Here is a 21,207-nt window from a genome sequence, read left to right on the forward strand (position 1 = left end):
CCGCAAGAGCCGGCGTGCGGAAGGCGCGGCCAAGGTGAAAGCCAGCAATCCCGCCGCGTTGATCCATGGCGAAGTTCCGCCGCGCGACGTGCTCATGCAGTTCATCACCGACAATCCGGACCGCGCCTCCAAGCGCGAGATCGCCAAGGCCTTCGGGTTGAAGGGCGAACAGCGGGTGGAACTCAAGCAGGCACTGAAGGATCTGGAAGATGACGGCCTGGTGCAGAAGAGCCGCAAGTCGCTGACGCGGCCCGGCGCGCTGCCCCCGGTCACCGTGCTCGACATCACCACCCGGGACAAGGATGGCGAGCTGATCGGCCGTCCGGCAGAATGGCCGGAGGAAGCCGGTGCGGCACCGGCCGTGCTGATCCGGCAGTCGAGCTCAGACCGCTCCAAGGGCAAGACGCCAGTCGGTGGGCTGGGCGATCGGGTGCTGGCCAAGATCTTCGCCAACAAGGATCGCTCGGGGCCAGCCTATACGGCGCGGGTGATCAAGATCCTCGACCGGCATGTCGGCTCGGTCATGGGTGTTGTCAGGCTGCTGTCCGATGGTGGCGCCCGCCTGATGCCGATCGATCGTCGCGGCGAGGAAATGCAGATCGACGCGACCGATCTCGGAGAGGCCAAGGATGGCGATCTGGTCGAGGTCGAAGTCGGTCGTGCCGCCCGTTTCGGCCTGACCCGGGCCAAGGTGCTGACGGTTGTCGGCTCAGTCGCTTCGGAGAAGGCGATCTCGATGATTGCCATCCATGCGCATGGCATTCCGCATATCTTCCCGCAGTCGGTGATTTCGGAAGCAGAGGCGGCCAAGCCCGCCTCCATGTCGCATCGCGAGGACTGGCGCGACCTGCCGCTGATTACCATCGATCCGCATGACGCCAAGGACCATGACGACGCCGTCTATGCCGAGCTCGACCCCTCGCCCGACAATCCTGACGGCGTGATCGTGACTGTCGCGATTGCCGATGTATCCTACTACATCCGGCCGAAATCGGCGCTCGACCGCGAGGCGCTGAAGCGCGGCAATTCCGTCTATTTCCCGGACCGCGTCGTGCCGATGCTGCCCGAGCGGATCTCCAACGACCTCTGCTCGCTGCGCGAGGGCGTTGACCGTCCGGCGCTGGCTGTGCGCATGGTCTTCTCGCATGAGGGGCGCAAGGCAAGCCACACCTTCCACCGCATCATGATGAAGAGTGCTGCCAAACTCTCCTACCAGCAGGCCCAGGCCGCGATCGACGGCAAGCCTGACGACAAGACCGGCCCGCTGCTGGAACCGATCCTGAAGCCCCTGTGGCATGCCTATGCCGTGATGAAGCGTGGCCGTGACCGGCGCCAGCCGCTCGAGCTCGACATGCCCGAGCGTAAGATCATCCTCAAGGAAGACGGCACGGTCGATCGCGTGCATGTGCCGGAACGGCTTGATGCGCATAAGCTGATCGAGGAGATGATGATCCAGGCCAACGTCTCTGCCGCCGAGACGCTGGAAAAGAAGCGTCAGCCGCTGATCTATCGCATCCATGACGCACCGTCGCTTGCCAAGCAGGAGGTGCTGCGCGAGTTCCTCGGCACGCTTGGCATGTCGCTCGTCAAGGGCGGCAACATGCGGTCGAACTCGTTCAACGGCATTCTCGCCAAGGCGGAAGGTACGCCGCACCAGACCATGGTCAACGAGATGGTGCTGCGCAGCCAGAGCCAGGCGATCTACAGTCCGGAGAATATCGGCCATTTCGGCCTCAACCTGATGAAGTACGCGCACTTCACCTCGCCGATCCGGCGCTATGCCGACCTGATCGTGCATCGGGCGCTGGTGGGATCGCTTGGCCTCGGCGAAGGCGGGATTACGCCCGATGAGGAAGCGAGCCTCGAGGATATCTCCGCCGAGATCTCGACCTTCGAGCGTCGTGCCATGGCGGCCGAGCGAGATACGATCAACCGGCTGATCGCCCATCACCTTGCGGGCCGCATTGGTGACGAATTCGACGGCCAGGTTTCTGGTGTCACGAAGTCGGGCCTGTTCATCAGCCTGCCGCAATTTGGCGCAGATGGCTTTATCCCGGTTTCCACGCTGGGCCGCGACTACTATATCTACGACGAAGCGCATCAGGCGCTCACCGGCGAGAAGTCCGGTCTTGGCTATCAGCTCGGCGATACCGTCGAGGTTCGCCTGGTGGAGGCGGTGCCGCTTGCAGGCGCGCTGCGCTTTGAAATGCTGAGCGAGGGACGCAAGATGCCAGTGGCGACGCGCTCCTTCCACAAGGCGGGACGGCGCAATGGGCGCAAGCAGCCCGGTACGCGTCCCCCGCGCTCACGACGTTGACACTTTCGCCCCGGAGGCAGACATGAGCGGCAACCAGACCCCGGCAACCATTCAGTATGGTGGCAGCGAAAAGACCGAGCGGCCGCTCGGCCAATCGATCAAGCGCGGGATGCTCAATCAGTGTCCCTCCTGCGGCTCGGGCAAGCTGTTCCGCAGCTACCTGAAGGTCGTCGACAAATGCGCCGCCTGCGGCGAGGACTACCACCACCACCGCGCAGACGACCTGCCGGCCTATCTCGTCATCCTGATCCTCGGCCATGTGCTGGTCGGCGGCTTCATGGCCACCGATCTGGTGTTCATTCTGCCCGCCTGGGTGCATTTCGCCATCTGGGCGCCGATCGGCGTCGTCACCTCGCTCATGTGCCTCCAGCCGATCAAGGGTGGCGTTGTGGGGCTGCAATGGGCGCTTCGCATGCATGGATTTGGTGGGCACCACGACGAGCCGGAAGCCTTCACTGACGGGCGCGACTAAGCCATCTGACCGTCATGTGGCTGTGGCGGTTTATCGATAAATGTCCAAAAATGGCGCCAGGCCGATTCGCATCGAGAGATCATCAGCGCTTGACAGGCGCGCAGTTTCCGGTCTGAACATGCCCCGCCGATCGACTATGCCCGGGAGCTGGTACGCGCCGATGCCATCACAGATTTCGACACCCGCCCGCATGCCGTCTTGTGGCTGCCGGGGACGCGACCGCAACGACCGGGTGTCCGATGTCTGAGACCAGTAACGGCCTCAACGGCCATCGCGAGGAGATCCACTGGCCCTCGCTGGTCGCAGCGATCTCGGCCATCTCGGCGGTCGGCATCGCGATCGGCCTCGGCCTGCCGCTGCTCAGCATCATTCTGGAAAAGCGCGGCATCTCCTCGACCCTGATCGGACTCAACTCGGCCATGGCCGGCATTGCCGCCATGGCCGCCGCGCCGGTGACCACCAAGCTCGCCCACCGCTTCGGCGTGGTGCCGACCATGCTCTGGGCCGTGGTGCTGTCAGCCATCAGCGCGGTCGGCTTCTATTATGCCGAACAATTCTGGATGTGGTTTCCGCTGCGCATCGTCTTCCATGGCGCGACAACCACGCTCTTCATTCTCTCCGAATTCTGGATCAATGCCGCCGCTCCCTCGCGAAAGCGCGGGCTGGTCATGGGCATCTATGCGACGATGCTCGCTGTTGGCTTCGCCTGCGGTCCCCTGCTCTTCTCCGTCCTTGGCAGCGAGGGGCTTTTGCCGTTTGCCGTCGGTGCGATTGCGATCCTTGCAGCGGCCATCCCGATCTACATCGCCCGGAACGAGAGCCCTGTCCTGGGCGAGAAACCGGAGATGCATTTCCTCCGCTACATCTTCCTGGTCCCGACCGCGACAGTTGCCGTCTTCGTCTTCGGCGCCGTGGAAGCCGGCGGTCTCTCTCTCTTCCCGATCTACGCAACCCGCAGCGGCTTCACGGAGACGCAGGCAGCCCTGCTGCTGACGGTGATGGGCATCGGCAACATGATCTTCCAGATCCCGCTCGGACTGCTCTCCGACCGTATGCGCGACCGGCGCCTGCTTCTCTCCATCCTCGCCATCGTCGGCCTCGCAGGCTCGCTGGCGCTGCCCTGGCTGTCCGGCCACTGGCAGTTGATGGCGATTGTCCTCCTGTTCTGGGGCGGCTGCGTCTCCGGCCTCTACACGGTGGGCTTGAGCCATCTCGGCTCGCGACTCACGGGGGCTGATCTTGCAGCCGCCAATGCCGCCTTCATTTTCTGCTACGCCGTCGGGACTGTCGCTGGTCCTCAGGCCATCGGCGCGGCAATTGATTTGACCGGCAATGACGGTTTTGCCTGGGCGATTGCGGGCTTCTTTGCGCTCTATGTGGTGCTTTCCCTGGGACGCCTGCTTTTTAACCCGAAACGCACTTGACTTTTCAGGCGCGATTTGTAGTTTCGCGCCAGATTTGCCGTGGGCCTCGTTCGGTCGTCCACGGCTTCGTTTATTAGAGGCAGGACGACCATGGCCAAGGCTACAACCATCAAGATCAAGCTTCTGTCGACGGCTGACACGGGTTTCTTCTACGTAACCACGAAGAACAGCCGTACCATGACGGAAAAAATGACGAAGACCAAGTACGACCCGGTTGCTAAGAAGCATGTCGAGTTCAAGGAAACCAAGATCAAGTAACACTTGATTGCCGGTTATTCAAAAAGGCGTGTCGCTTATCGCGACGCGCCTTTTTCTTTTGGTGCGCTCTGAGGCGCCGCTTACGCCAAGCCCTGCCCCTGCCCCAACAGCAGCCAAAACTAAAAACACCGGCCTCCTTGCGGAAACCGGTGTCTTTTCAATAGGGGGTCGGCCGGCGCGCAACACGGCACGAGGAACCGTTTTGACGTTACACACCAACCGACCGACCCCACGACCCAGGAGATGCGGCGGACCTGAGCATCATGGGGTATCTGCGACCTCGCCAGGAGATCTTGTCTGCTGAGTGCAAGTTCTCTCAAGTAGAGACAAAAATCAACAGTTTCTTAACGCTGTACCCAATCATCGTCGCAATATGGTTAAATTGCGCCCGGATGAACTTGCGACAATGAAGCGATAGTCAGTTCTACACACATTGAGACCTAAATAAACTGCAGATACTTTCGAGTTCATCTGAAGCTTAGTCGCACCAGAACACAGAGCTCACCTCGTTCAGCCGAGGTAATCCGCCTGATTGCGACCCCAGTATTCAGTTATGTACAAACCAGATGAAGAAACTTCGGGACGCAGGCACGTTGTGTCACGGAAATTTGACAGAGTAATCTTGCGAAACAGCCAACACAGGGGCCCATCATTGCTCAAAAAACTGGCAAGCTTGAAATTTGTCAGCACAAGAAGACGACAACAAAAAACTGTGAAAATCTTTCCAGAGGCCTGTTTGCACAGTGTTTTTGCGGCGACTTGACCGCCCGAACCGTCAGGCGGCGGCTGCGACAACCCTGTTACGGCCAGAATTTTTCGCTTCATAAAGCGCCCGGTCAGCCTGCTTCAGAAGTTGTTCGGGTGTTTCAATCCCTGGGCCGATCGTGGCAATGCCCATGGATGCCGTCAGCATCAGGGGTGTCTCTCCGGACCGGAGCTGGAAGGGACGTGCCTCGATCATGCCACGCAGACGCTCTGCAACCGTGGCAGCCACCTCGGCAGACGTGTCTGGCATGACCACCACGAACTCCTCGCCGCCAAAGCGACACGCGAGATCGGCCCCACGGACGGTTGAGCGAATGCGCCCCGCGAATTCCTTCAGGACTTCATCGCCGGCGTCGTGGCCGTAGACGTCGTTGACCTGCTTGAACCGATCGATATCCGTGATGCAGAGCGTCAGCGGGCGCCCGCGAACCTTGGCACGGGCAAAGAGGGTTCGCAGATGGGTGTCGAGATAGCGGCGATTGTGCAGGCCCGTCAGCCCATCAGTGACGGCCAGTTCGATTGTCTGGCGGACACTGTTGCGCAGGCGATCATTGTAACGCTTGCGGCGCACCTGAGTGAGCGCGCGGGCGATCAGTTCGTTCGGGTCGAGGGGGCGCACGATGTAGTCGTTGACCCCGAGATCCAGCGAACGGATGATCATCTGTTCGTCACCCTGCTCGGTGATGAGAAGGATCGGAATGAAGCGGGTGCGCTCCAGGGAGCGGATCTGCGAGCAGAGCCTCAAGGGGTCATAATCTTCGAGATTGCTGTTGACGATGACGAGATCGACAGGGTTTTCTGCAGCTTCAAAGACCGCCGCCTGCGGATCGGACATAGCGATCACTTCGGCAATCGGCTTCAGCGACTTGATGATGCGCTCCTGGGAGGCGCCGCGGCTGTCGACCAGAAGGATTTGTGCCTGCTCCTCAAGACGCCCGTCCTGAAGGCGCAGCATGTCGTCTAGCCCGGCCTGACGGGTCGAGTCATGACGGATGCGAAGCTCGTCCGTCAGCGTCTTCAGGCGGACGAGGCTTTTGACGCGGGAGATCAGCTGCAGATCATTGACCGGCTTGGTGAGAAAGTCATCAGCGCCGGCCTGCAGGCCGCGCACACGGTCGGACGGCTGATCGAGGGCAGTCACCATGACAACGGGGATATGCGCCGTGCGTGGATTGGATTTCAACCGCTCGCAGACTTCAAAGCCGTCCATCTCCGGCATCATGATGTCGAGCAGGATCACATCGACCTGCGTCCGGTCGCAGATATCAAGCGCGTCGCGGCCATTGCTCGCGGTCAGCACGTCGAAATATTCCGCCATCAGCCGCGCTTCGAGCAGCTTCACATTGGCGGGTATATCATCGACGACCAGGATACGCGCAGTCATGTCACAAACTCCTCACGCGTCTCCGAGATAGGTCTTGATCGTCTCGATGAATTTCGGGACCGAAATCGGCTTGGACACATAGGCCTCGCAGCCACCCTGGCGGATGCGCTCCTCGTCACCCTTCATGGCGAAAGCCGTCACGGCAATCACCGGGATGACGTGCAGATCGGGATCATCCTTCAGCCACTTTGTGACTTCGAGGCCCGAGACCTCGGGCAGCTGGATGTCCATCAGGATCAGATCGGGGTGATGACGCCGGGCGAGATCCATGGCTTCCATGCCGTTGCGGGTCTGCACGGTCTCATAGCCGGATGCCTCGATCAGATCGCGGAAGAGCTTCATATTGAGCTCATTGTCTTCGACAATCATCACCTTTTTCGGCATTCACCCGGTCCTTTGTCCCGCGCATTTCCCTGGCCGTTCATCCCGACCCTGGCGCGAGTTGCGTCTTCCGTCTGCGTGCATGCTAGTGCTATTTGGTTTCGAAATCGGTAACTTGCCAGTGCCGGAGGAAAAGACTTTATGAAAAACAGAGATATACCCGCCGACGCCGAGGCGACTGCCGTGGCTGTGCTGGGCTGGTTGGCAAATGAGCCGGAGATGCTGTCGCGTTTCCTTGCACTTTCCGGTGTGCAGCCGTCACAACTTCGCAGTGCAGTCAATGACCCTGCCTTTCTCGCCGGCATGCTGGAGTTCCTGATGCAACACGAGCCGACGCTGCTGGCCTTCTGTTCGGCGAATGAGACGAAGCCGGAGACCGTCGTCGAGGCCTACCATCGCTATGCGGGGCCCAGCCTGGATTCGGCTGATTTCTGATGCTGACAGATCTCGACCATATCCGGCTCAAGGACCGGCCACTGATCGTTTGCGATGTTGACGACGTCGTGTTGCAATTTGCGACACCGTTCGAGGCGTTTCTGCAAACCCGTGGCCACAGGCTCCTGCCGCGCTCGTTCAAGCTGACCGGCAATATTGTCAATGGTGACGACGAGCGCGTCCTCGAAGCGCCAGCGGTCAAGGCACTGATCGATGACTTCTTCATGGAACAGGAGCGCTGGCAGACGCCATTTGCCGACGCGGTCGACAGCCTGCACATCCTTGGTCAGGATGCCGATCTGGTCTTCCTCACCGCCATGCCGCCCCGCCACGCGGAGGTCCGGCGTCGGTTGCTCGACCAGTTGACCCTTACGTTTCCGATGATCGCCACCGAAGCGGCCAAGGGACCGATGGTGGCGGCGCTGCAAGGCGCCAGACCTCTGCCGGTCGCCTTCGTTGACGATATGGTCCACAATCTGCACTCGGTGGGTGAGCATGTCCCGGACTGCCTGCTGGTCTATCTTCCGCCGCCGCTTGAAATCTTCCGCTTTGCTCCCGCGCCGCAGGAAACCGTCAGGCGAGCGGAGAGCTGGGGCGAGGCTTCCCATCTGATCCGGGCGCATTTTACCGCCTGACGGTGCGGACAGGGTCTTCTGTGCGCCTTCCGTGTTGCCGCTCTTGCCTCCGTTGAAGGCGCGGCCTATGGTGGGAATGTTCAATCTTTGTTCCGGCCATGACCCGCACCACACCTGCTCATCCCGGCTTCTGTCGAGACTGCCTGACCGGGCAGGTCGAGGCTGCGCGGCGCTGCCGGTCCTGTGGCAGCCCACGGCTTGTCTTCCACGGGGAACTCTATGACCTGTCGATCGCGCATATCGATTGCGACGCCTTCTATGCGTCCGTGGAGAAGCGCGACAATCCTGATTTGATCGACAAACCCGTGATCATCGGCGGTGGCAAGCGCGGCGTGGTCTCGACCGCCTGCTACGTGGCGCGCATTCATGGCGTGCGCTCGGCGATGCCGATGTTCAAGGCGCTGGAGGCCTGCCCGCAAGCCGTCGTCATCAAGCCCGATATGGAGAAATATGCGCGTGTCGGCCGCGAGGTCCGGGCGATGATGGAGGAGCTGACGCCGCTTGTGCAGCCGATCTCGATCGACGAGGCCTTTCTCGACCTCAAAGGCACGGAGCTCCTGCATCACGATCCGCCGGCCCGGGTGCTTGCCCGTCTTGCGCGGCGCATCGAGCAGGAGATCGGGATCACCGTCTCCGTCGGGCTCTCCTATTGCAAGTTCCTCGCCAAGGTCGCATCCGACCTGCAGAAGCCGCGCGGGTTCTCGGTGATCGGCGAGGCCGAGGCACTGGCCTTTCTCGCCGACAAGCCGGTGACGACGATCTGGGGTGTCGGCAAGGCCTTTGCGGCAACGCTGCAGGCCGACGGCATCCGAACGATCGGTCAGCTGCAGATCATGGACGAAACCGAGCTGATGCGCCGCTACGGCTCCATGGGTCAACGCCTCGCGCGGCTCTCACGGGGTATCGACGACCGGACAGTTCATCCGAATGATCCCGCCAAGAGCGTTTCCGCCGAGACGACCTTCTTCGATGACATCCACAGGCTGGACGAACTGGTGGCGCATCTCAGGGCGCTTTCGGAAAAGGTGGCATGGCGGCTAAAGCGCCACGAGATTGCCGGACAGACCGTCGTGCTGAAGCTGAAGACCGCTGATTTCAAACTGCGAACGCGCAACCGTCGGCTTGACGATCCGACGCAGCTCGCCGACCGGATTTTCCGGACGGGGATGTCCCTCCTCGAAAAGGAGACCGATGGCACGAAGTTTCGCCTGATCGGCATCGGCGTGAGCGATCTCCAGGATCCGGCACTTGCCGATCCGCCCGATCTCGTCGACGCCCAGGCATCGCGGCGGGCGGCGGCGGAAGCGGCGATGGACAAGTTGCGCGACAAGTTCGGCAAGGGGACCGTGCTGACCGGATATACGTTTCCCTCAAAGAGATAGGGGATGCGTCTCGGCATCAGTCTGCGCCGTTCGTGGCCCGGTTCGAGCTGGTTTGACTGCGTTTCTTGCGGAAGGCAGGTATGCCGGCGGGGGACAGATCCATCACAGCCGTGTGAGAAGCCGAGCGGTGGTTTTGCCGCGAAACTTTTCTTAAACATCGCGGAATAGACTGCCCAGGATTGATGTCTCGCGTTCCAAGTGGTCGGCCATGTTCCAGCGTATCGCCCTCGCCTTCAGCCTCTCCCTCATGGCCAGTACCGCGCTTGCCGCTGATGGGCCGCTTCAGATCTATGTTTCGAAAGCAGACCAGACGCTGACCGTCTATGACGGTGACGAGGTCGTCGCGACATCCAAGGTTTCGACCGGAAAACCCGGGCATACGACGCCTTCGGGCATCTTTTCGATCCTGGAGAAGCGCAAATATCACGAGTCCAATCTCTATTCGAACGCGCCGATGCCCTTCATGCAGCGGCTGACCTGGTCCGGGATCGCACTGCATGAGGGGAAGCTGCCCGGCTACCCGGCCTCGCATGGCTGCGTGCGCCTGCCCAACGGCTTTGCCAAGACGCTGTTCTCGATGACCGAGCGCGGCGCACATGTAATCATCACCGATGATCCGGTCGCGCCGAAGACCATCCGCCACGCCAATCTCTTCACACCGCGCCTGCCGGTCGACGATGGTGGCCTTCTCTCCGATGTCGAACTCAGACCCAGCCGGGTCGAGGCGGCGCTGAAGCCCGTCGAAGTGGCGATGAATGCGGTTCCGCCGCGCAGCGGCGCGCAGACGAAACTCACCATCGAGGAGCCGCCGCCGCTGCGGATCCTGATCACCCGTCGCACGCAGCGCGATATCGCCTTCGACGTGCAACGGCTGTTGAACAAGCTCGGCTTCGATGCCGGTCTTCCCGATGGCCTGCTCGGCACCCGCACGATATCGGCGATCCGCGCCTTCAAGGAGAAGAACACCATCGAAAAGGATGGGGAGATCCTCTCCAAGCCCTTCCTTGCGGCTCTTTATCAGCAGGCCGGCGAAGATCATCCGCCGATGGGGCAGCTGATGATACGGCAGAAATTCTCGCCGCTTTTCTCCGCGCCCGTCGATATCAAGGAGCCGGAAAAGGCGCTCGGAACGCATTTCATCGAGGCAACCGATGTCGATCGCTTCAAACGCAAGGCAGACTGGCGCGGTGTAACCCTTGAGGATCATCTGACGTCCACGACGCAAGCGCGTCTCGGGATCACGATCCCGGCAGACGATCCGGCGCTCTTCACGGCAGAGGCGGCACTTTCCCGCATCGTCATCCCCGACGATATCAGGGCACGGATCGAGACGATGCTGAGCGAGGGATCGTCGATCACGATTTCCGATACCGGCATCGGCCCCGAAACCGGCGACGGAACCGACTTCATTACCGTGACCCGCGAGAAACCACGGGCCTGAGCTCACACGAGTTCTACGTCAAGCACACCCGGGGTCGAGCGCATGGCAGCGGCGATTTCCGGTGAGATGCGGAAGCGCTCTGTCAGCTCCACCTCGATCTCGCGCTTGCCGTCATCCTTGATGACGATGAAGGAGACGAGCCCATCGCCTCTTGCATTGAGATGGGCGGCGACGGCACGCAGTGGGCCGGAATCGCGGACGAAGACGCGCATCGCCTTCTGCATGCGGATTGACTGCTCCTCCAGCGACTGGGCCGTCTGGATGCGCAAGCCGATGCCTTCGGGGCGTTCTTCAGCCTGAACCGTGAGCACCAGCGATTTGCCGGCCTCCAGCAGGTCGCGATACTGGTTCAGCCCTTCTGAAAAGAGGACGGCTTCGTATTGGCCAGAGGCATCCGAGAAGGTGATGATGCCCATCTTGTTGCCGGTGCGGGTCTTGCGCTCCTGACGCGAGATCACGGTGCCGGCGAGACGCCCGACGGTGGCCCCCTGCTTCACGGCCACCGAGAAATCCGCGAAGTTCTGGACACGCAGCTTTTCCAGGAGGTCGCGATAGGCGTCGAGCGGATGGGCAGAGAGATAGAAGCCGAGCACCTGGAATTCGCGCATCAGCTTTTCAGAGGAAAGCCAGGGGGTGTAGGGCGCGAAGGCGATGCGCTCGGGGCCGCTTGCGCCACCGGAACCGAACATGTCGGACTGGCCGCTGACGGCGTTTTCCTGGGCGCGCTGAGCGTAACCCATGATGCGGTCAATGCTGCCGACAAGTTCGGCACGGTCGCGGCCGAAGCAGTCGAATGCGCCGGCGGCAATCAGGCTTTCGAAGACGCGGCGGTTGATCTGCTTGGGATCAATCCGGAGGCAGAAATCCTCGATGCTGTCGAAAGGCTTGTCGCCTCTGACCTCGACGATGTGATCAACCGCGCCTTCGCCGACGCCCTTGATGGCGGCGAGCGCGTAATAGATGCGGTTCGGGCCGGTCTGGAAATGGCGATAGGAGGTCTGGACCGAAGGGGGCACGACCTCGATGCCGAGGCGGCCGGCATCCTGGCGGAAGTCGACCAGCTTTTCGGTGTTCGACATATCGAGCGTCATCGAGGCGGCGAGGAACTCGACCGGGTAATGCGCCTTCATAAAGGCCGTCTGATAGGAGACGATGGCATAGGCCGCCGCGTGGCTCTTGTTGAAGCCGTAATTGGCGAACTTGGCGAGCAGGTCGAAGATGTTGTCGGCCTGGGGCTTCGACACGCCATTCTTCACCGCGCCTTCAACAAAACGGGCGCGCTGCTTGTCCATTTCCTCCTTGATCTTCTTACCCATGGCGCGGCGCAACAGATCGGCCTCACCGAGCGAATAGCCCGAGAGAACCTGCGCGATCTGCATGACCTGTTCCTGATAGACGATAACCCCTTGGGTTTCTTTCAGAAGATAGTCGATGGTCGGATGGATCGATTCGATCTCTTCGTCGCCGTGCTTGCGCGCATTGTAGACCGGGATGTTTTCCATCGGACCCGGTCGGTAGAGCGCGACGAGCGCAATGATGTCCTCGATGCAGTCTGGCCGCATGCCGATCAGCGCCTTGCGCATGCCGGCACTTTCCACCTGGAAGACCCCGACCGTCTCGCCCCGCGACAGCATTTCGTAGGTCTTGACGTCATCGAGCGCGATGGCTGCAAGATCGACCTTGATGCCACGCTGTTCCTCGACGAAGTCCACCGCCGTCTTGAGAACGGTGAGCGTCTTCAGACCGAGGAAGTCGAACTTCACCAGACCGGCCTGCTCGACCCATTTCATGTTGAACTGGGTGACCGGCATGTCGGAGCGCGGATCGCGATACATCGGCACCAGCTTCGACAGCGGCCGGTCGCCGATGACGATACCGGCGGCGTGGGTCGAGGCGTGGCGATAGAGACCTTCGATCTTCTGGGCGATCTCCAGGAGCCGCGCGACAACGGGCTCCTCCTCGGCGGCCTCGCGCAGCTTCGGCTCTTCCTCGATCGCCTTGTAGAGCGGTGTCGGATTGGCCGGGTTGTTGGGCACGAGCTTGCAGATCTTGTCGACCTGGCCATAGGGCATTTCAAGCACGCGACCGACGTCGCGGAGCGCCGCACGCGCCTGCAGCGATCCGAAGGTGATGATCTGGCCCACCTGCTCGCGACCATATTTGCGCTGCACGTAGCGGATGACCTCTTCGCGGCGCTCCTGGCAGAAGTCGATGTCGAAGTCGGGCATCGATACGCGTTCCGGATTGAGGAAGCGCTCGAACAGCAGCGAGAAGCGGAGCGGGTCGACATCGGTGATGGTCAGCGCATAGGCGACCAGCGAGCCTGCACCGGAACCACGACCGGGGCCAACAGGGATGTCATGCTGCTTAGCCCATTTGATGAAGTCCGAAACGATCAGGAAGTAGCCGGGGAACTTCATGCGCTCGATGACCGAGAGCTCGAATTCCAGCCGTTCGCGATAGTCCTTCTCTTCGTAACCCGGTGCCATGCCGAGGGCTGCCAGGCGCTGGTCGAGCCCCTCCTCCGCCTGGCGGCGCAGTTCGAGCGCCTCCTCGCGCTCGGCCTCTTCCGGATCGTCGCTGCCGCCGGTGAAGCGCGGCAGAATGGGCTTGCGGGTATCGAGGATGAAGGAGCAGCGACGGGCGATCTCGACCGAGTTCTCGAGCGCCTCGGGCAGATCCGCAAACAGCTTCATCATGTCCGCCCGGCTCTTCAGATAATGATCCGGGGTCAGGCGAAAGCGATCGTCATTGGACACGATCGCGTTGTGGGCAACGGCCATCAGGGCATCATGGGCGTCGTAATCGTCCTTGGCCGGAAAGAAGGCCTCGTTTGTCGCGACCAGCGGGATGTCATGCTCATAGGCGAGCTGCACCATGCGCCGCTCATGGGTGCGGTCATAGTCGCCATGGCGCTGCAATTCGACATAGAGCCTGTCACCGAACAGATCCTTCAAGGCCAGCAGACGGCTTTCCGCCTGAGCGCGATGGCCATCCTTCAGCAACCTGTCGATCGGGCCACCCGAAGCACCCGTCAGCAGGATCATGCCTTCGGCGCCGCTTTCCCGGAACCAGGACAGTTTCACATGCACGGGCTGGCCGGCATCGCCGCCGAGATAGGCGCGACTGACGAGATCGACCAGCCGCTCGTAACCATCGGCATCCGAGGCCAGGACAACGACCGACGGCAGGTCCGGCATATGGCCGTTGCCGCCGCGCTTTTCGCCGGCGCCATCCTCCATGTCGATCGACAGCTGGCAGCCGATGATCGGCTGAATGCCGTCGCCCAGCGCCTTCTGGGAGAATTCGAGCGCGACGAAGAGATTGTTGGTGTCGGTAATGGCAATTGCCGGCTGATTGTCGGCCACTGCCTTGCCGAGGATCTTTTTCAGCGGCAGCGCGCCTTCGAGAAGCGAATAGGCGGAATGCACGCGCAAGTGCACGAAACCCGGGCCGTCACCCAGTCCACCGGACGCTTCCTTACCGACGCTGTCCTCGCCCATACCGCTTCATTCCTCATTGTCTGAATCGGTCGGGATTTTCGGTCTTCGCGCCTGCGAAGTCCAGAAGGAAGTCGGGCGGCAAAGCCTTCCTCACCAGCTTTGCCGCCCGCAATTTTCAGAGAGCCATCATCAAAAGGGCCATGCTGGATACGAACACGGCCATCGAGGCAAATGCAGCAACGTCACGAAGTATTTCAGTCATGCGCGTCTCCTGTCTCTTTATGTTTTTATTTTGTTCTCATCCTGTTCCATTGTCAACCCAAAAAAACCTGTGAGCTCGGTGGAACAAATTTGACCGAGGCTCAACAGGTTCAACGATGAGAGCAGGAGATAAGGAGGTCAGAGCTCGAGTTCGACGACCTTGCCGTCCACCAGGGTCACGCAGCGGTCCATGCGCCGGGCGATCTCGTGGTTGTGAGTGGCAATCATCGCCGAGAGGCCGGACTGGCGGACCAGGGCCTCAAGGGCGGAGAAAACGTAACTTGCCGTATCGGGGTCGAGGTTGCCGGTCGGCTCGTCTGCGAGAAGAACCAGGGGCGCATTGGCCACAGCACGGGCGATCGCCACGCGCTGCTGCTCGCCGCCGGAGAGTTCGGCCGGACGGTGGTCGGCACGATGGCCGACTCGCATATAATCCAGAAGCTGCTTGGCACGCTCGGCCGCTTCGGCCTTGGAAAGCCCGGCGATCAGCTGCGGCATCATCACGTTTTCCAGCGCGGAGAATTCCGGCAGGAGGTGGTGAAACTGATAGACGAAGCCGATCGACTTTCGACGGATGGCGGTCCGCTGCTCATCGCCGAGTTCCTGGCAGGCAACGCCGCCCACCGTCACTTCGCCACCGTCGGCGTGCTCCAACAGACCCGCGACATGGAGAAGCGTCGATTTGCCGGTGCCGGAGGGCGCCACAAGGGCGACCGTTTCACCGGTGCGCAGGGTGAAATCGGCGCCTTTCAGGATGGAGAGCACGGTCTCGCCCTGGCCATAATGGCGATCAATGCCGGAAAGCGAGAGAACCACGTCTTTTGCCATTATCTCGGCATCCTCATTCGTAACGCAGGGCCTGGACGGGATCCAGACGCGAGGCCCGCCAGGCCGGGAAGATGGTCGCCATGAAGGACAGGCTGAGCGCCATCACGACCACGGAGATGGTCTCGCTGACATTCATGTCGGCTGGCAGCTGGCTCAGGAAGTAGAGTTCAGGATCGAAGAGCACGGTGCCGGAGACCCAGGAAAAGAACTGGCGGATGCTCTCGATGTTCAGACAAACGATGACACCGAGAAAGACACCGGCGAGCGTGCCCGCAGTGCCGATTGCGGCGCCCGTCATGAAGAAGATGCGCATGATGGCGCCCGAGGTGGCCCCCATGGTGCGCAGGATGGCGATGTCGCTTGCCTTGTCCTTCACCAGCATGATCAGGCCCGAGATGATGTTGAGCGCGGCAACGAGCACGATCAGCGTCAGGATCATGAACATCACGTTGCGCTCGACCTGGAGCGCCGAGAAGAAGGTCTGGTTGCGCTGGCGCCAGTCGGTGAGGAAGATCTGCCGGCCGGCTGCTTCCTCGATCTGCGGGCGAAGCTCATCGACGGAATCGGGATCGGCGATAAAAAGCTCGATCGACTGGACGATGCCCTCGACATTGAAATAGAGCTGCGCCTCTTCCAGCGGCATGTAGATGATAGAGGCGTCATATTCCGACATCCCAATCTCGAAGATCGCCGAGACCGGATAGGACTTGACCCGCGGATTGACGCCAAGCGGCGTGATATCGCCTTCCGGGGAGACCAGCGTGATCGTATCGCCGGCCGACAGGCCCAACTGGGCTGCCATGCGCGAGCCGACCAGCACGCCCTGCCCCGTGGCGAAGCCGACCATGTCGCCCTGACGAATGTTCGAGGACACGACGGTGAGCTTGGTCAGATCATCCGGACGAATGCCGCGCACGAGTGCACCGGTTCCTGCCCCTTGACGGCCCGAGGCGAGCGTCTGGCCCTCGACGAGAGGCAGCGCCATGGTCACGCCGGGAACGGCCGCGAAGCGTTCGGCAAGACCTGCATAATCGCTGAGCGGTTGATCCACGGCCTGAACGACCATGTGGCCGTTGATGCCGAGGATGCGTGAGACGAGCTCGGTGCGGAAGCCGTTCATCACGGCCATGACGATGATCAGCGTCGCCACACCGAGCATGATCCCGATGAAGGAAAAGCCGGCGATGACGGAAATGAAGGCTTCCTTGCGCCGGGCACGGAGGTAGCGCCAGGCCACCATCCGCTCAAATCCGGAAAAGGCGCGCGCGGATGCGGCCTTGCCCGTGTCCACCGTCTCGTTGCCAGCGGCCGTCGTCGCCATGGTCTCTCCCTGCCTCGGGCTCGCTCATGGCGCGCCCAGTCTCGGTTCGGCTGAGGCTCTTTCGCCTCAGGCCGTCAGCTTGTTGATCGCCGCTTCGATCGTCAGCGTCTCGCGGGCACCGGTCTTGCGGTCCTTTAGCTCGACTTCGCCGGCTGCGACGGCGCGGGGGCCGGCGATGACCTGCACGGGAACACCGATCAGATCGGCGGTCGCGAACTTCGTGCCGGCACGATCGTCGGTGTCGTCGTAGAGCACATCCTTGCCGGCATTCTGCAGCGCGACGTACAGGCGGTCACAGGTCGTGTCGCAGCCTTCGTCGCCCGGCTTCATGTTGATCACGACGGCATCGAAAGGTGCGACCGAGGCCGGCCAGATGATTCCGTTCTCGTCATGCGAGGCTTCGATGATGGCGGGAACAAGGCGCGTCGGGCCAATGCCATAGGAGCCCATGTGGACAAGGTGTTCCTTGCCGTCGGGGCCCTGCACCTTGGCGCCCATCGGCTCGGAATACTTGGTGCCGAAATAGAAGATGTGGCCGACCTCGATGCCACGCGCCGAGAGGCGTTCGCCTTCCGGAATGGCATCAAAAGCGGCCTCTTCATGCATTTCGGATGTCGCGGCGTAGACGGAGGTCCACTTGTCGAAGACCGACTGCAGGCCATCAACGCTGTCGAAATCGGTGTCGACGGCGGGAATGTCGAAATCGACGAAGCTCTTGTGGCAGAAGACTTCCGATTCTCCGGTGTCGGCGAGAATGATGAATTCGTGGCTGTGGTTGCCGCCGATCGGGCCGGTGTCTGCGCGCATCGGGATGGCGCGCAGGCCAAGCCGGTCGAAGGTGCGCAGGTAAGCCACGAACATCTTATTATAGGAATGGATTGCGTCTTCGCGCGTCAGATCGAAGGAATAGGCATCCTTCATCAGGAATTCGCGCGAGCGCATGGTGCCGAAACGCGGACGGATCTCGTCGCGGAACTTCAGCTGGATGTGGTAGAGGTTGAGCGGCAGGCTCTTGTAGGACTTCACGTAGGAACGGAAGATGTCCGTGACCATTTCCTCGTTGGTCGGGCCGTAGAGCATCGGACGCTCTTGGCGGTCCTTGATGCGCAGCATTTCCTTGCCATAGGCCTCGTAACGGCCGCTTTCCTGCCAGAGCTCCGCCGACTGCAGCGTCGGCATCGACAGCTCGATGGCGCCGGCGCGGTTCTGCTCCTCGCGGATGATCGCGTTGACCTTGTCCAGCACGCGCTTGCCGAGCGGCAGCCAGGAATAGATGCCCTGGCTCTGCTGGCGGATCATGCCCGTCCGCAGCATCAGGCGGTGAGACACGATCTCGGCTTCCTTGGGGTTTTCCTTCAGGATCGGCATGAAGTAGCGCGACAGACGCATAACGAATTCCAGATGGTTGTCGATGCCGCCCGAACAGGCGGAATCAGCGATTGAAACAGGATGTCAGGCAGCGTTCATAGCTGGTTGGTCTCCAGAAGAAAACCCGCAAGCATGGTTCGCGTTGGAAGCCCACAGGAGGTCGTCATTGCTTGCCAAACCGGAAGCAGCCCCGCGTAAAACTTGACACCCAAACACCGGAATTTGGGTCTTTGCATGACCTTCATACGACAAAAACAGGCCCGAAAATTTTTTTGGACGACTGTAACAAATCTGCAAGATTCAGGGGTGACAACGATCACTGTTTGGGCTAGGTTCAGCCCATAAAACAGGCAGGGAGTTCAAATCTTTGCCAACTCGCGGTCAAGTCTTGGGAGGATCAGATCTAGGCGCGCACGTTCGCAGCCCCTTAAATGGTGAAGGATCACGCGAAGCTTCGAACAAGGTCTTTTGACCTTGTTTTTTTTTGGCGTTTCGCAAGCGGGCCCGGCCTGCTCCCCTTACAGGGCTCTCGGCTCTAGCCCCGGGACGATAATCGGCAGGTCATTGAAACCAATGTCGAAGTAGGTACCGGCCACGTACCAGGCGCCATAGATCACAGCCGAGACGATGCTTGTCATCAGGAAGATGCGTAGGGCGCGGAAACGAGTCGGCGCACTTGCCACAGTGCCCGGCACGACGTTCTGGTCCTCGTCCTGGGTGCGCAATCCGATCGGCAGGACTGCAAACAGCACCAGCCACCAGATCACGAAATAGACCGCCAGTCCCGACAGGATTGCCATGATGTTTCGCTCCAGAGCTGTACAGCAGGTCCCCGCCTGCGCCGTTTGTTCCCTATAATCACGGATGCCACGAGGCACAAAGGCCAAAGCGTCGCAGGCAAGGCCCGCTTTGGATCAACAACGCTTCATCCGTGCGTGAACAGTTGCTAGACCTGCTCCAGCTCGATCAGCGTACCGAAAAAGTCCTTTGGATGCAAAAACAGGACCGGCTTGCCATGGGCACCGATCTTGGGTTCACCGCTACCGAGCACGCGGGCGCCGGAAGCCGAGAGCTGGTCACGTGCAGCGAGGATATCATTCACCTCGTAGCAGATATGGTGCATGCCGCCTGAGGGGTTTTTCTCCAGGAAGGCGGCTATCGGCGAGCCTTCGCCGAGCGGTTCGAGGAGTTCGACCTTGGTGTTCTCGAGTTCGACGAAAACAACGGTCACGCCATGTTCCGGCAGCGCCTGCGCCTGGGAGACCTTGGCCCCCAGCGTGTCGCGGTAACTCGCCGTCGCGACGGCAAGATCCGGAACGGCGATGGCGATGTGATTGACGCGGCCAAGCATGTTTTCCTCCCGTCTTTGCGGGCAAAGATTAGGTCATCCCTGCCCGCGCCGTCCCTCAGACTTTGGTCAGGAAGACCGTGACGACAGGCTTCTTGCCCCAGGCTTCGTTGGCCGTGGAGCGTACTGCGCGGCGAACCGCCTCGCGAACGGTCTCCAGATCCTTGCGGCGGCTGCGCGGGATGCTCTCGACGGCACCGAGGACGGCATCATAGAGCGTGTCTTCCATCGACTCGCCCTCGTCATCGAATTCCGGCAGGCCAAATGGCACGACATCGGGGTCGCCGAGGAAGTCGTAGCGGCTGTCGAGAAGCACGCTGACGGCGACATGGCCGACATAGGCGAGCTTCTTGCGGTCAGCGATGCCCATTTCCTCCATATCGCCAACCAGCTTGCCGTCCTTGTAGACGCGGCCGAAGGGGGCCTGGTCGATGACTTCGGCCGGGCCCGGGGCAATCCTCAGGATGTCACCATTGCGGACATGCGGGACCAGTGGAATGCCGGCCTGCAATCCGAGATCCCGCTGCGCCACCAGATGGGCTGCCTCGCCATGAACGGGAACCAGCATCTGCGGGCGGACCCATTCATACATCTTCAGAAGCTCGTTGCGGCGCGGGTGGCCGGAGACATGCACGAGCGCTTCACTGTCGGTGATGATGTGTACGCCCTGCTCGATCAGACCATTCTTGATCTCGAGAATGGCCTTTTCGTTGCCGGGTATGGCGCGCGAGGAGAAGACGACCGTATCGCCTGAGGTGAGCGCGACATTGCGCATCTCGTCGCGCGAGAGCTTGGCCAGCGCTGCGCGCGGCTCCCCCTGCGAGCCGGTCAGGATGACTACGATCTTGTCGCGCGGGATGAAGCCGTATTCGTCCTCGGCAATAAAGGGCTTGATGCCCTGCATGATGCCGATGTCCTGGGCGACATTCGTGACACGCTTCAGCGAGCTGCCGAGCAGCAGGACTTCACGACCGGCGGCTTCGGCGGCCTGGGCGATGGAGCGGATACGACCGACGTTGGAGGAGAAGGTGGTGATCGCCACGCGGCCTTCGGCGGCCTCGATGATCTTCTGCAGGCCCTTGGAAACTTCCTCTTCCGAGGGCGACACGCCGTCACGCAGCGCATTGGTCGAGTCGCAGAGGAGCGCCAGAACGCCCTCGTCCCCCACGGCGCGGAAACGGGCTTCGTCAGTCAGCGGTCCGAGCGAGGGATTGTGGTCGATCTTCCAGTCACCGGTATGGACGACATTGCCAAGCGGCGTGCGGATGACGAGCGACATCGGCTCGGGGATCGAGTGGTTGACGCCGATCGCTTCGATCTCGAAGGGGCCGACATTGATGCGGTCCCCCTGCTTGAAGGGCGTGATCGGGATCTCGGCGCGCGAGCCTTCGTAATCACGCTTGGCTTCCAGCATGCCGGCGGTAAAGCGCGAGGCATAGACGGGCACGTTCAGGCCAGGCCAGAGATCGTTCAGGGCGCCGTAATGGTCTTCATGGGCATGGGTGATGATGATGCCCTTGAGGTTCTTTTTCTGCGACTTGATGAAGCGAATATCGGGCAGGACCAGATCAACACCCGGCAGATCGGGTCCGGCAAAGGTCACGCCGCAGTCGACCATGATCCACTGACGATTGGACGGCGGGCCATAGCCGTACAATGCGAGGTTCATGCCGATTTCACCCACGCCGCCCAGCGGCAGGAAAACCAGTTCGTCGTTCTTGGCCATTCTTACTTCCGATCCAGT

The 21,207-nt window shown here is 61.2% G+C and carries 17 protein-coding genes; 8 read left to right on the forward strand and 9 right to left on the reverse strand.

What is annotated here, in order from left to right; genetic code table 11:
• Positions 1–34: 34 nt before the first annotated feature.
• The 4 genes from rnr (at position 35) to rpmG (ending at position 4,471) form a co-directional block, all read left to right on the forward strand.
• Positions 35–2,317 carry a ribonuclease R gene (gene rnr, locus AC1PUL_RS09775; protein WP_480468550.1) on the forward strand — a complete coding sequence of 761 codons (2,283 nt, stop codon included), beginning with the start codon at positions 35–37 and terminating at the stop codon, positions 2,315–2,317.
• Positions 2,318–2,339: 22 nt separating this feature from the next.
• A complete protein-coding gene (locus tag AC1PUL_RS09780) occupies positions 2,340–2,789 on the forward strand; it encodes a DUF983 domain-containing protein (RefSeq protein WP_480468124.1) in 450 nt (149 codons plus the stop codon).
• Positions 2,790–3,028: 239 nt separating this feature from the next.
• A complete protein-coding gene (locus tag AC1PUL_RS09785; protein ID WP_480468126.1) occupies positions 3,029–4,213 on the forward strand; it encodes an MFS transporter in 1,185 nt (394 codons plus the stop codon).
• Positions 4,214–4,303: 90 nt separating this feature from the next.
• Complete coding sequence (gene rpmG / locus AC1PUL_RS09790; RefSeq protein WP_006727600.1) at positions 4,304–4,471, forward strand: 50S ribosomal protein L33; 168 nt, start codon at positions 4,304–4,306, stop codon at positions 4,469–4,471.
• Positions 4,472–5,246: 775 nt separating this feature from the next.
• Here rpmG and AC1PUL_RS09795 read toward each other — a convergent pair.
• Positions 5,247–6,620, reverse strand: coding sequence for a PleD family two-component system response regulator (locus AC1PUL_RS09795; RefSeq protein WP_480468128.1), 1,374 nt, complete (start codon positions 6,618–6,620; stop codon positions 5,247–5,249).
• 12 nt (positions 6,621–6,632) lie between these two features.
• Entirely contained in the window at positions 6,633–7,004 is a 372-nt protein-coding gene (locus AC1PUL_RS09800; protein ID WP_480468129.1) for a response regulator, read from the reverse strand.
• 138 nt (positions 7,005–7,142) lie between these two features.
• Here AC1PUL_RS09800 and AC1PUL_RS09805 point away from each other — a divergent pair, with 138 nt between their 5' ends.
• The 4 genes from AC1PUL_RS09805 to AC1PUL_RS09820 all read left to right on the forward strand — a co-directional run bounded on the left by AC1PUL_RS09805 (position 7,143) and on the right by AC1PUL_RS09820 (position 10,894).
• On the forward strand, positions 7,143–7,436 hold the full coding sequence (locus AC1PUL_RS09805) for a DUF3572 domain-containing protein (protein WP_480468130.1): 294 nt from the start codon (positions 7,143–7,145) through the stop codon (positions 7,434–7,436).
• Entirely contained in the window at positions 7,436–8,071 is a 636-nt protein-coding gene (locus AC1PUL_RS09810; protein ID WP_480468131.1) for a hypothetical protein, read from the forward strand. The genes AC1PUL_RS09805 and AC1PUL_RS09810 overlap by 1 nt, the downstream gene beginning before the upstream one ends.
• 98 nt (positions 8,072–8,169) lie before the next feature.
• Positions 8,170–9,453 (forward strand): DNA polymerase IV, encoded by a 1,284-nt coding sequence (locus AC1PUL_RS09815; RefSeq protein ID WP_480468132.1) that lies wholly within the window; start codon positions 8,170–8,172, stop codon positions 9,451–9,453.
• 208 nt (positions 9,454–9,661) lie between these two features.
• A complete protein-coding gene (locus AC1PUL_RS09820; RefSeq protein WP_480468133.1) occupies positions 9,662–10,894 on the forward strand; it encodes a L,D-transpeptidase family protein in 1,233 nt (410 codons plus the stop codon).
• 2 nt (positions 10,895–10,896) lie between these two features.
• On the opposite strand, the gene dnaE is transcribed toward AC1PUL_RS09820, so the two are convergent.
• From dnaE to AC1PUL_RS09855, 7 genes are all read right to left on the reverse strand, one after another.
• Positions 10,897–14,397 (reverse strand): DNA polymerase III subunit alpha, encoded by a 3,501-nt coding sequence (dnaE, locus tag AC1PUL_RS09825; protein WP_480468134.1) that lies wholly within the window; start codon positions 14,395–14,397, stop codon positions 10,897–10,899.
• Positions 14,398–14,736: 339 nt separating this feature from the next.
• Positions 14,737–15,426 carry an ABC transporter ATP-binding protein gene (locus AC1PUL_RS09830; RefSeq protein WP_480468136.1) on the reverse strand — a complete coding sequence of 230 codons (690 nt, stop codon included), beginning with the start codon at positions 15,424–15,426 and terminating at the stop codon, positions 14,737–14,739.
• A gap of 13 nt (positions 15,427–15,439) precedes the next feature.
• Positions 15,440–16,747 carry a lipoprotein-releasing ABC transporter permease subunit gene (locus AC1PUL_RS09835; protein WP_480468137.1) on the reverse strand — a complete coding sequence of 436 codons (1,308 nt, stop codon included), beginning with the start codon at positions 16,745–16,747 and terminating at the stop codon, positions 15,440–15,442.
• A 66-nt stretch (positions 16,748–16,813) separates the two neighbouring features.
• Positions 16,814–18,136 (reverse strand): proline--tRNA ligase, encoded by a 1,323-nt coding sequence (proS, locus tag AC1PUL_RS09840; RefSeq protein WP_480468138.1) that lies wholly within the window; start codon positions 18,134–18,136, stop codon positions 16,814–16,816.
• A gap of 497 nt (positions 18,137–18,633) precedes the next feature.
• Complete coding sequence (locus AC1PUL_RS09845) at positions 18,634–18,915, reverse strand: DUF1467 family protein (RefSeq protein ID WP_480468140.1); 282 nt, start codon at positions 18,913–18,915, stop codon at positions 18,634–18,636.
• A 146-nt stretch (positions 18,916–19,061) separates the two neighbouring features.
• Positions 19,062–19,466 carry a methylmalonyl-CoA epimerase gene (mce, locus tag AC1PUL_RS09850; RefSeq protein ID WP_480468142.1) on the reverse strand — a complete coding sequence of 135 codons (405 nt, stop codon included), beginning with the start codon at positions 19,464–19,466 and terminating at the stop codon, positions 19,062–19,064.
• Positions 19,467–19,521: 55 nt separating this feature from the next.
• Positions 19,522–21,189: a ribonuclease J gene (locus AC1PUL_RS09855; RefSeq protein ID WP_480468144.1), complete on the reverse strand. Its 1,668-nt coding sequence runs from the start codon at positions 21,187–21,189 to the stop codon at positions 19,522–19,524.
• Positions 21,190–21,207 lie beyond the last annotated feature (18 nt).

The organism is Rhizobium sp. P43, from assembly GCF_056730705.1.

Bases quoted from the DNA above. Each gene is read 5' to 3' on its own strand.
- AC1PUL_RS09795 (WP_480468128.1), bottom strand. From the start codon at position 6,620: ATGACTGCGCGTATCCTGGTCGTCGATGATATACCCGCCAATGTGAAG.
- AC1PUL_RS09820 (WP_480468133.1), top strand. From the start codon at position 9,662: ATGTTCCAGCGTATCGCCCTCGCCTTCAGCCTCTCCCTCATGGCCAGT.
- AC1PUL_RS09785 (WP_480468126.1), top strand. From the start codon at position 3,029: ATGTCTGAGACCAGTAACGGCCTCAACGGCCATCGCGAGGAGATCCAC.
- AC1PUL_RS09815 (WP_480468132.1), top strand. From the start codon at position 8,170: ATGACCCGCACCACACCTGCTCATCCCGGCTTCTGTCGAGACTGCCTG.
- proS (WP_480468138.1), bottom strand. From the start codon at position 18,136: ATGCGTCTGTCGCGCTACTTCATGCCGATCCTGAAGGAAAACCCCAAG.
- dnaE (WP_480468134.1), bottom strand. From the start codon at position 14,397: ATGGGCGAGGACAGCGTCGGTAAGGAAGCGTCCGGTGGACTGGGTGAC.
- AC1PUL_RS09845 (WP_480468140.1), bottom strand. From the start codon at position 18,915: ATGGCAATCCTGTCGGGACTGGCGGTCTATTTCGTGATCTGGTGGCTG.
- AC1PUL_RS09855 (WP_480468144.1), bottom strand. From the start codon at position 21,189: ATGGCCAAGAACGACGAACTGGTTTTCCTGCCGCTGGGCGGCGTGGGT.
- AC1PUL_RS09780 (WP_480468124.1), top strand. From the start codon at position 2,340: ATGAGCGGCAACCAGACCCCGGCAACCATTCAGTATGGTGGCAGCGAA.
- AC1PUL_RS09830 (WP_480468136.1), bottom strand. From the start codon at position 15,426: ATGGCAAAAGACGTGGTTCTCTCGCTTTCCGGCATTGATCGCCATTAT.
- AC1PUL_RS09800 (WP_480468129.1), bottom strand. From the start codon at position 7,004: ATGCCGAAAAAGGTGATGATTGTCGAAGACAATGAGCTCAATATGAAG.
- rpmG (WP_006727600.1), top strand. From the start codon at position 4,304: ATGGCCAAGGCTACAACCATCAAGATCAAGCTTCTGTCGACGGCTGAC.
- AC1PUL_RS09835 (WP_480468137.1), bottom strand. From the start codon at position 16,747: ATGGCGACGACGGCCGCTGGCAACGAGACGGTGGACACGGGCAAGGCC.
- AC1PUL_RS09805 (WP_480468130.1), top strand. From the start codon at position 7,143: ATGAAAAACAGAGATATACCCGCCGACGCCGAGGCGACTGCCGTGGCT.
- mce (WP_480468142.1), bottom strand. From the start codon at position 19,466: ATGCTTGGCCGCGTCAATCACATCGCCATCGCCGTTCCGGATCTTGCC.
- AC1PUL_RS09810 (WP_480468131.1), top strand. From the start codon at position 7,436: ATGCTGACAGATCTCGACCATATCCGGCTCAAGGACCGGCCACTGATC.